This window comes from Alteromonas salexigens (assembly GCF_025628895.1).
Lineage (GTDB): Bacteria > Pseudomonadota > Gammaproteobacteria > Enterobacterales > Alteromonadaceae > Alteromonas > Alteromonas salexigens.
In genome coordinates, this window is sequence record NZ_JAOTJC010000008.1 from 492,470 (window position 1) to 500,804 (window position 8,335).

An 8,335-nucleotide genomic window follows, 5' to 3' on the forward strand; every position below is an offset into this window, starting at 1 on the left:
GTAAAGTTACGTTTAATTAAAGCGTGTCGCTGATCCCGAATACACCCAAGGAGAATTCGTGCAAAACTGGCAACCCGACAGCTGGAGAGCGAAACCTATCCTCCAGCAACCTGCGTATGAAGATAAAGAACAACTGGCTCAGGTAGAACAAACGTTAAGTCAGTACCCGCCGCTGGTATTTGCTGAGGAAACCCGCGAGCTGCGCCGGCAACTTAGCGATGTCAGTATGGGCAAAGGGTTTTTATTGCAGGGCGGCGATTGCGCTGAGTCATTCGACGAATTCAATGCCCCCAAGATCCGCGACACCTTTAAAGTCCTGTTGCAAATGGCCATTGTGCTGACTTTTGCAGGCCGCTGCCCGGTGACCAAAGTTGCCCGTATGGCCGGACAGTACGCGAAACCCCGCTCGTCAGATTTTGAAACCATCGATGGGGTGGCGTTACCCAGCTACCGCGGTGACATTATCAATAGTTTTGAGTTTACGCCTGAGTCACGTCGTCCGGATCCGAACCGTATGCTGGATGCCTACCACCGCAGTGCGTCTACGCTGAACTTACTGCGCGCGTTTGCCCAGGGCGGGCTGGCCGATCTGCATCAGGTGAACCGCTGGAACATGGCGTTCGTTGAGAACAATCCCCTGAAAGAGCGCTATCACGACATGGCGCGCCGGATCCAGGACACCCTGGAGTTTATGGACGTACTTGGCATTAATGCCGGCAATACGCCGGTGCTGCATGAAACTTCGTTGTTTACGTCCCATGAAGCGTTATTGCTGAACTATGAACAGGCACTTACCCGCACCGATACGCTGACCGGCAAACCCTACAACTGCTCTGCGCACATGGTATGGATTGGCGAGCGCACCCGCCAGCTTGACCATGCCCACATTGAGTTTTTCCGGGGAATCCATAATCCGGTCGGCGTTAAAGTGGGGCCGGGCATGGAAGAAGATGAGCTTATCTGGCTTATCGACGCCCTGAATCCGGACAACGATCCGGGCCGGCTGACGCTGATCACCCGGATGGGCGCCGACAAACTGGAGCAGAATCTGCCCCGGCTGTTGCGCCGCGTGAAGCAGGAAGGACGACATGTGGTGTGGAGCTCCGACCCCATGCACGGCAATACGTTTAAAGCCTCAAGTGGCTTTAAAACCCGTAACTTTGACGCCATCCTCAGCGAAATTCGGCAGTTCTTCGCTGCCCATGAAGCGGAAGGCACCCACGCGGGCGGCATTCATCTGGAGATGACCGGGCAGCATGTTACCGAGTGTACCGGCGGCGCCTATCAGATTAGTGATGATGATCTGGCCGAAGCCTATAAAACCCAGTGCGACCCGCGCCTGAACGCCGATCAGGTACTGGAAATGGCCTTTCTGGTGGCCGATCACCTGCGTAAGGGTTAATCGTTACCGCTGGTGGCGTTCGCTGCCAGCGCGTGTTCCCGCTCTGACTCGGTCAGCACACCGGTAAATATAGTATGCCGACGCAAACTGGCGGTGCGCTTGTCCTGCGCTAACAGTAACGCCTTAAACGTTTCCGGCGAACTCTCTGCCTGCAGCAAAATGCTGTCCCATAACAGGTAGCTGCCATAACGGATTAACCCTTCTGCATATCGCTTCTCCAGCGTATCGCGAGCCTGTTTCAGATAATGGGGCGCAGCCAGCACTTTGTTCGCAATTGCCTGATGAATAATATGGATGCGGCTGTCTATTTCCTGTTCTCGTTGCTTTTTTGCTCTGGCGTACATAATAACCTGACTGTATTACCGACGACCTGACGGTACTCTTACTATAGGTGTAATTAGGATCTGGATTACCGTTAACCCCTTCGGGCCGGGGCTCCGTCTTCGCTGGAGATACCGCTAGTCATCCAGCAGCGGCGCCACCACCGACTCCAGACCGTTGAGTTTTATCTCATAGAGTAACGCCAGTTGCTCGCCCAGTTTGCCAGGAGGAAAGCCCTGCCCATGAAACCAGACCAGATAGGGTTCGGGCAAATGGAATAATTTACGGCCGGCGTATTTACCAAACGGCATGGTCTGGTTCACCGCGGCTTTCACGACTTCCGGATTCATACAGACTCCTTGTGTTGTTGCTTCTGTTGCGCAGTCCAGAGACTGGCATACCTGCCGCCCTGTGCCAGCAGTTGCTGGTGGGTGCCGGTTTCCACTATATGGCCCTGATGCATCACCAGGATGGCATCGGCATCGACAACGGTAGATAGCCGGTGCGCAATCACCAGACTGGTGTGATTTTTCGCTGCGTCGCGCAAGGCGTGTAGGATGGCAGCTTCCGACTGACTGTCGAGGGAAGAAGTGGCCTCATCGAAAATCAAAATTTCCGGTCTTTTCAGCAATGCGCGGGCAATCGCAACCCGCTGTTTTTCGCCACCGGAGAGTTTAAGTCCCCGTTCTCCTACCTGGGTGTCGAGTTTATCCGGCAAGGAGGCCACAAAGTCGCTAAGGTGGGCCAGTGCCACCACCTCATGCACCTCGGCGTCGCTGGCGTCCGGCTGACCGTAGCGGATATTTTCAATCAGACTGTCGTTAAACAGCACCGTGTCCTGCGGGACAATACCTAAGTGGCGCCGCAGTGAATGCTGGGTAACCTCACGAATGTCCTGCTGGTCAATGGTGATACTGCCACCGTCCGGGTCGTAAAAGCGATACAAGAGCTTCATTAACGTACTTTTCCCGGCGCCACTTTCACCGACAATGGCTATCTTCTGGCCGGGCTTCACGGTAAAGCTGATATCCCGCAGGATAGGGCGGGCGGGTGAGTAAGCAAAACTGACGTTATTAAAGCGCACTTCGCCCCGGCTCACCGTAAGCTGGGTAGCCTGCTCACCGTCTTTCACTTTCGGGGTTTTATCCAGCAACTGAAACAGGTTATCAATATTGGCCAGTGAACCACGAATCTCCCGGTACACAAAACCCAGAAAATTCAGGGGCATGAAAATCTGCATCGTGAAGGCATTAATTAGCACGAAATCACCGATGGTCATTTCTCCCCGGGCCACACCCAATGCCGCATTGCCCATCATGGCCGTCATCGCCACGGCAATAATAAATGCCTGACCACCGTTTAGAGCAAATAACGACAGCCTGTTCTTGCGCCGGGCCTGTTCCCAGCTGGCAAGATCTTCATCATACCGGCGCGCTTCAAAATCTTCGTTATTGAAATATTTAACCGTTTCAAAGTTAAGCAGGCTGTCCACGGCGCGAGAGTTGGTGGACGAATCGGCCTGATTCATCAGCGTGACGTAGCGCGTGCGCCAGTGGGTGGCTTTCATGGTAAAGCCCACGTAAAGAATGACTGATATCAGGATAATTAGCGCGAAAGACGGCCCGTACTGGGTAAGCAGCAGAACCACCACCACGGCGATTTCGAACAGGGTGGGACCAATATTAAATACCATAAAACGCATCAGAAAGCTGACGCCACTTGTGCCACGCTCGATATCGCGTGACAAACCACCGGTCTGGCGAGACAGGTGAAAGCCGAGATCCAGTTTATGCAGGTGTCGGAATACAGACAGGCCAAGTCTTCGCATAGCGCGCTCGGTGACGCGCCCGAACAGGGTATCCCGTACCTCGCCCAGCAACACATTCAGTAAGCGTAGCGTGCCATACGCGGCGACCAGTGCGAGGGGCACCGCCAGCACCATAGTGGTGGTATCGGCTTCGTTCAGGCTGTCTACCGCATACTTCAGGACATAGGGCAATCCGATGCTCGCCACCTTCGCACCAATCAGGCACAGCAGTGCCAGTGCGACCCGCTGCCGAAACTCCATGAGATACGGCCACAACTGCTTAAATACGTCCCAGCGAATTGGCGCGTCGGCATTGGGGGAGGCGTGATGACGTCGCATAATAAGTATTAAAAACCTTTAATTAATTGCCGGTAGCGGCGTTCTAATTCAGTGGCAGTGTAACCTTTTAGCTCTGCTTACGTAGTAAAAAGTATGAAGATACATGCGTGATACGTTGTACAGCATTTATCGGCGGCGTATTCTATGGCATGGTTAGTCTGTGCACAAATGGGCCGGAAGGTTATGTATGCATTACATCAGGTAACCCGGCCCCTTTACCAATGAGTGGGGAGATCGGCGCCACAGGCTGATAAATCCGGCGATAACAAAAACTTTATGAACGGAGGCTGCTTGCTTCAGGATAACCACGGCAGACAATTTCATTATTTGCGGCTTTCGGTAACCGAGGCCTGCAATTTTCGTTGTCAGTATTGTTTACCCAACGGTTATCAGGGCCCTTCGGCTGATCAGTTTTTAAACCTGAGCGAAATACACACTGTATTGACAGCGTTTGCGGGTTTGGGCACCAGTAAAGTGCGCCTGACCGGCGGCGAGCCATCCTTACGGCGCGATTTCACCGACATTATCCGTGCCACAGCCAGCACACCGGGTATCGACGAAGTGGCTATGACCACCCATGGCGGCCGCCTGCAAAAATTTGCCAGTGAATGGAAAGCGGCGGGTCTGGATAAAGTGAATGTCAGTATTGATAGTCTGGATCCCCATCAGTTCGCCGCCATTACCGGCCACGACAGCCTTAAGCAGGTGTTGGCCGGGCTCAACACCGCCATAGATGCCGGACTCAATGTAAAAGTGAACACGGTCCTCATGAGCCAGTTTTCAGAAGGCCGGCTGACGCGGTTTCTCGAATGGCTAAAAGAAACGCCAGTCACGCTGCGGTTTATCGAGTTAATGCAAACCGGTGATCAGGGCAGCTTTTTTGACAACCAGCACCAAAGCGGGGTGCCGGTAAGACGCTGGCTGACAGAGCGGGGGTGGACGCCACTGTTGCGCCACAAAGCCGCCGGGCCTGCCGAAGAGTTTTACCATCCGGATTATGCGGGCAGGGTAGGGCTAATTCTGCCGTACAGTAAAGATTTTTGTAAGACCTGTAACAGGCTGCGAGTTGCAGCCAATGGCAAGATACATTTGTGTCTGTTCAGCGACCATGGCGTGAGTTTACAACCGTATCTGAAGGAAGGCGATGTCGCCGGGCTGCAGCAATATTTACAGCAGCTGCTAGTCTCTAAAGAAGCGACCCACCATCTGCATGAGGGCATGACAGGCGCAACCAGTAATCTGGCCATGCTAGGAGGCTAAATGAGGTTACCTGATGTACATTGATGACAGCGAGCGGCTGTCTTTTGAGCCGGTGTCTGAAAAAGATGCCGAGTTTTTGTGGTCCATCGACCAGGATGAAGAGGTTATGCGTTTTCTCAACGGCGGCAAGAAAACCACCCGTGAGGAAGTTACCGGGGTATTTATTCCCCGTATAAAGGCCTTCAGTAACCCGGCACTGGGATGGGGCGTATGGCGGGTAACCGAAAAGGCCACCAGCGAAGATGTCGGCTGGATCCTGGTTCGTCCTATGTTGTTCTTCACCGCGACCCCGCAAACCGATAATCTGGAGCTGGGCTGGCGATTCAAACGTCACACCTGGGGCCGGGGTTTGGCTACCGAAGCTGCCCGCACGGTGCGTGATGCGTTATTTGATATGGGGGTGGAGAAGTTCTCTGCCACTGCCACGCCCGACAACACCGCGTCCATTGCAGTGATGAAAAAGCTGGGCATGGAATACAGCCATGAAATTGATTACGAGGACGAAGTATTTCAAGGGCGACTGGTCGTTTACAACCAGGACCTCAGCCGTATTGTAAGCTTCTGACCAACGCCTCAGGACAGGTCTCTGAGTACGGATTTTACACGTTGATAACGCCGTTCCTGCTCCTGATTGAGTTTGGCAGACTCAATTGTCTTCATACAATTGTGAAGCAGGGCCTGAATATTATCATCTCTGTAGGGCGAGTCGCGCATTTCCAGTGCCGTTGCCTGCAACAGGTTAAGCGCGATAGACGGGTTTTTAGGCATCAGCGTAAAGGCCTGACGAAAGGTTTTCAGGGCTTCGGCCAGGTCACCCTGCTGATACTGAATCACCGCAGAGTTGTTCAGGGCTTTCGGGCTCATCTGAATTTCGGCCTTCTCGCTGCGCTCCTGACGAATATAGTGCAGAAACAAGGTACTCTGGGCAGGATCATTCTTGCAGCGGGTTTCAATGATATCCAGAATGTTAAGCGCATGCTCCTGTAGCCCCACTTCATGAAAAGCTTTGGCTTTATCGAGCAGTGCTTCAATACTTTCTGTTATCCAGGTGTCGTCGTTTAACTGGCCGAGCAACTCTCTGGCGTTCTCGCTCTCATCTTGTAAATACAGCAAGCGGGCATCGATAACTTTAATCTGTTCTTCAATATCGGCTTTCGGGAAGCTGGCTTTTAACTGCCGTAAGTATTCGTTCGACTGTTTGATAAGTTTAGACGTCTGACCCTCATCGGCAGTCATGGCGAAGTCGATGCCCGCCCGTGCCACATTCAGGTAAATATCGGGTTTGTCATGGATAGAGTTTTTCGCAAACTTCACCACTTTCTTGGCTGCTTCAAACTGGGTTTCGTAGTCGTGGGTCAGGCGTGACAATTCAACAGCCTGACGATGTCGATGGATATTGCGGGGCGAGATTTCCCCCGCCAGAGAAACGCATTCCAGGGCGTCATCAAACTCCTGTAGTTTAATTTGCAGTGCCGAGAGCAGGTCATAGGCAGCCAGCATCGAATCTTTTTCAAACGCCAGCTTCAGAATGAGTTTCTCTGCGTCTTCATCCTGATTCAGCTGGATGTAGCAACGGACCAGACCCAGCTGAGCCCAGGTAAAGTTCTGCACATTTAAGATGGCCTGATAAAACTCTTTTGCCTGCTCGATGTAATTGCACGCCTGCAGCAACTCGCCCTTTATTTTCAGAGCCAGCGGGAAAAACTCGGCATTTTTGGGCTCAGTAAGAAACTGCTCAATTTCATTAAGCGCAGGATCAAACTGATCGTGCTCGAGCAGGTCGTAAACAGGCTTCAGGGCCTGCTTGCGCTGCAATACCCGAGACAGCCGGCGGTCCAGATCCTTCACGGTGAAAGGCTTCGCCAAGAATTCGTCGGGTTGCAGTTCCACGATAGAGTGAACTATATCTGCGGTGGTATCCGCACTGATAAAGACAAAGGCCGTGCTGGGGGGGAGTTCATTCTGCTCTTTCAGCTGGTCGTAAAGAAAATAGCCTTCCTGTTCCTGTTTCAAATCATAGGCACAAAGAATAAGGTCGTACTTTTCACGCCGTATGGCCGACAATGCAAGGCTGGCCCGGTCAACGTACTCAATATCCTGAAAGCCGAGCTCTTCCATCGAGTATTTCAGGTATCCTTTTGCCAGTACCTGATCATCAACGATCAGAACTTTCATCTGGCGAGCCAGCTTGATATTCATAGGTTTTTTAAGTCACTGCGTGGTGGCTGTCATTAACGTTATAATGGTTTATCGTCCGCCAGAAGTAAAAGATTATCGATATCTGGTAAAATGTTCGGTGGCGGTGAAAGTTATATGCACGGTGAAGGGAAGGGCACACGTGTTAACGGGTAGTATTCGGCCGCACTCGGAAGCGCTTGACTGGAGGATGTGAGCTTAGGGGAATACCCGGAGCAAGCAGGCCCGCAGCAATACACTGATGACAATGCGTATCATAAGCCTGCTTAGCGTTTACTTATAGGTCACGTGGATATACTGCTACATCTTCTCGCTGGTAGACGATATCCAGTCATGATGACGTTTCTCGTCTTCGAAATGTTTGGTGACCTGCGCTTTCTCTTCGGGGCTCAGCGAGTCAGAATCCCGCGCTTCATCATAGGCTTTTTTCGTCACTTTTTCATTGGCTACCATGGCTTTAAGAATTGCTTTGTCACCCAGTAAATCGGCGATAACCACTTTACCTTCGGTAAGCAGCCGTTTCGCATCTGGTCCGCTAACAGGTTCTTCGTTGCGCGCGGTTATCAGCTTATTTAATGCATCTGTATGAGATAAATGATCTGCCCGAAACTCCGCAAGCTTATCCGCTACACCTTTATCTTCCAGCCGCTGGATTGCTTCTTCGTAGGCTTCAATAGCATCGAAGTCGAGCTCGCATAATTTCGTTAAGACTTTTGCACCCTTGTCCATAACTCGTTCCTTAAATTTATAGAAAATAATGAGTAAACTTTGACCTAAAAGGTCGTGAGACTAACGTATCTCTATAAGGGACTAGGGGAAGAGAGGATCATAGGCAAATCTCAGTCTGCGCAATAAGCGGACTAATGCTGGAATATCAAATAAAAAACTGAGTCGGGAAACCGATTCTGATAGATAACGACATAGGGGGGAGTGGTGGACGCTACTGGGCTTGAACCAGTGACCCTCGCCTTGTAAGGGCGATGCTCTCCCAACTGAGCTAAGCGTCCATA

Annotated in this window: 8 protein-coding genes and 1 tRNA gene; 3 read left to right on the plus strand and 6 right to left on the minus strand. The window is 51.9% G+C overall.

Going from position 1 to position 8,335, the window contains the following annotated elements; translation table 11 throughout:
• The first annotated feature begins 58 nt into the window (after positions 1-58).
• Positions 59-1,402 carry a class II 3-deoxy-7-phosphoheptulonate synthase gene (locus OCL06_RS11715; protein ID WP_262994725.1) on the plus strand — a complete coding sequence of 448 codons (1,344 nt, stop codon included), beginning with the start codon at positions 59-61 and terminating at the stop codon, positions 1,400-1,402.
• Here the strand turns inward: OCL06_RS11715 and OCL06_RS11720 are convergent.
• The 3 genes from OCL06_RS11720 to OCL06_RS11730 all read right to left on the minus strand — a co-directional run bounded on the left by OCL06_RS11720 (position 1,399) and on the right by OCL06_RS11730 (position 3,869).
• Positions 1,399-1,746 (minus strand): hypothetical protein, encoded by a 348-nt coding sequence (locus OCL06_RS11720; protein ID WP_262994727.1) that lies wholly within the window; start codon positions 1,744-1,746, stop codon positions 1,399-1,401. The two genes, OCL06_RS11715 and OCL06_RS11720, sit on opposite strands and share 4 nt — an antisense overlap.
• Before the next feature lie 114 nt (positions 1,747-1,860).
• Positions 1,861-2,073: a DUF3820 family protein gene (locus OCL06_RS11725; protein WP_262994729.1), complete on the minus strand. Its 213-nt coding sequence runs from the start codon at positions 2,071-2,073 to the stop codon at positions 1,861-1,863.
• Complete coding sequence (locus tag OCL06_RS11730; RefSeq protein WP_262994731.1) at positions 2,070-3,869, minus strand: ABCB family ABC transporter ATP-binding protein/permease; 1,800 nt, start codon at positions 3,867-3,869, stop codon at positions 2,070-2,072. The genes OCL06_RS11725 and OCL06_RS11730 overlap by 4 nt, the downstream gene beginning before the upstream one ends.
• Before the next feature lie 291 nt (positions 3,870-4,160).
• Between OCL06_RS11730 and moaA the strand changes: the two genes are divergently transcribed.
• Both moaA and OCL06_RS11740 read left to right on the plus strand, forming a co-directional pair.
• Positions 4,161-5,129: a GTP 3',8-cyclase MoaA gene (gene moaA / locus OCL06_RS11735; RefSeq protein ID WP_262994733.1), complete on the plus strand. Its 969-nt coding sequence runs from the start codon at positions 4,161-4,163 to the stop codon at positions 5,127-5,129.
• A 13-nt stretch (positions 5,130-5,142) separates the two neighbouring features.
• Positions 5,143-5,694, plus strand: coding sequence for a GNAT family N-acetyltransferase (locus tag OCL06_RS11740; protein WP_262994735.1), 552 nt, complete (start codon positions 5,143-5,145; stop codon positions 5,692-5,694).
• A gap of 8 nt (positions 5,695-5,702) precedes the next feature.
• Here the strand turns inward: OCL06_RS11740 and OCL06_RS11745 are convergent, their stop codons facing one another.
• The 3 genes from OCL06_RS11745 to OCL06_RS11755 form a co-directional block, all read right to left on the minus strand.
• Entirely contained in the window at positions 5,703-7,328 is a 1,626-nt protein-coding gene (locus tag OCL06_RS11745; protein ID WP_262994737.1) for a response regulator, read from the minus strand.
• Between the two features lie 297 nt (positions 7,329-7,625).
• Entirely contained in the window at positions 7,626-8,054 is a 429-nt protein-coding gene (locus OCL06_RS11750; protein WP_262994739.1) for a DUF2383 domain-containing protein, read from the minus strand.
• Positions 8,055-8,256: 202 nt separating this feature from the next.
• Positions 8,257-8,332: transfer RNA gene (locus OCL06_RS11755), tRNA-Val, on the minus strand.
• Between the last annotated feature and the right edge of the window lie 3 nt (positions 8,333-8,335).

Coding starts and splice junctions, on each gene's coding strand:
- OCL06_RS11720 (WP_262994727.1), bottom strand. CDS start 1,746: ATGTACGCCAGAGCAAAAAAGCAACGAGAACAGGAAATAGACAGCCGC.
- OCL06_RS11725 (WP_262994729.1), bottom strand. CDS start 2,073: ATGAATCCGGAAGTCGTGAAAGCCGCGGTGAACCAGACCATGCCGTTT.
- OCL06_RS11730 (WP_262994731.1), bottom strand. CDS start 3,869: ATGCGACGTCATCACGCCTCCCCCAATGCCGACGCGCCAATTCGCTGG.
- OCL06_RS11740 (WP_262994735.1), top strand. CDS start 5,143: ATGTACATTGATGACAGCGAGCGGCTGTCTTTTGAGCCGGTGTCTGAA.
- OCL06_RS11745 (WP_262994737.1), bottom strand. CDS start 7,328: ATGAATATCAAGCTGGCTCGCCAGATGAAAGTTCTGATCGTTGATGAT.
- OCL06_RS11750 (WP_262994739.1), bottom strand. CDS start 8,054: ATGGACAAGGGTGCAAAAGTCTTAACGAAATTATGCGAGCTCGACTTC.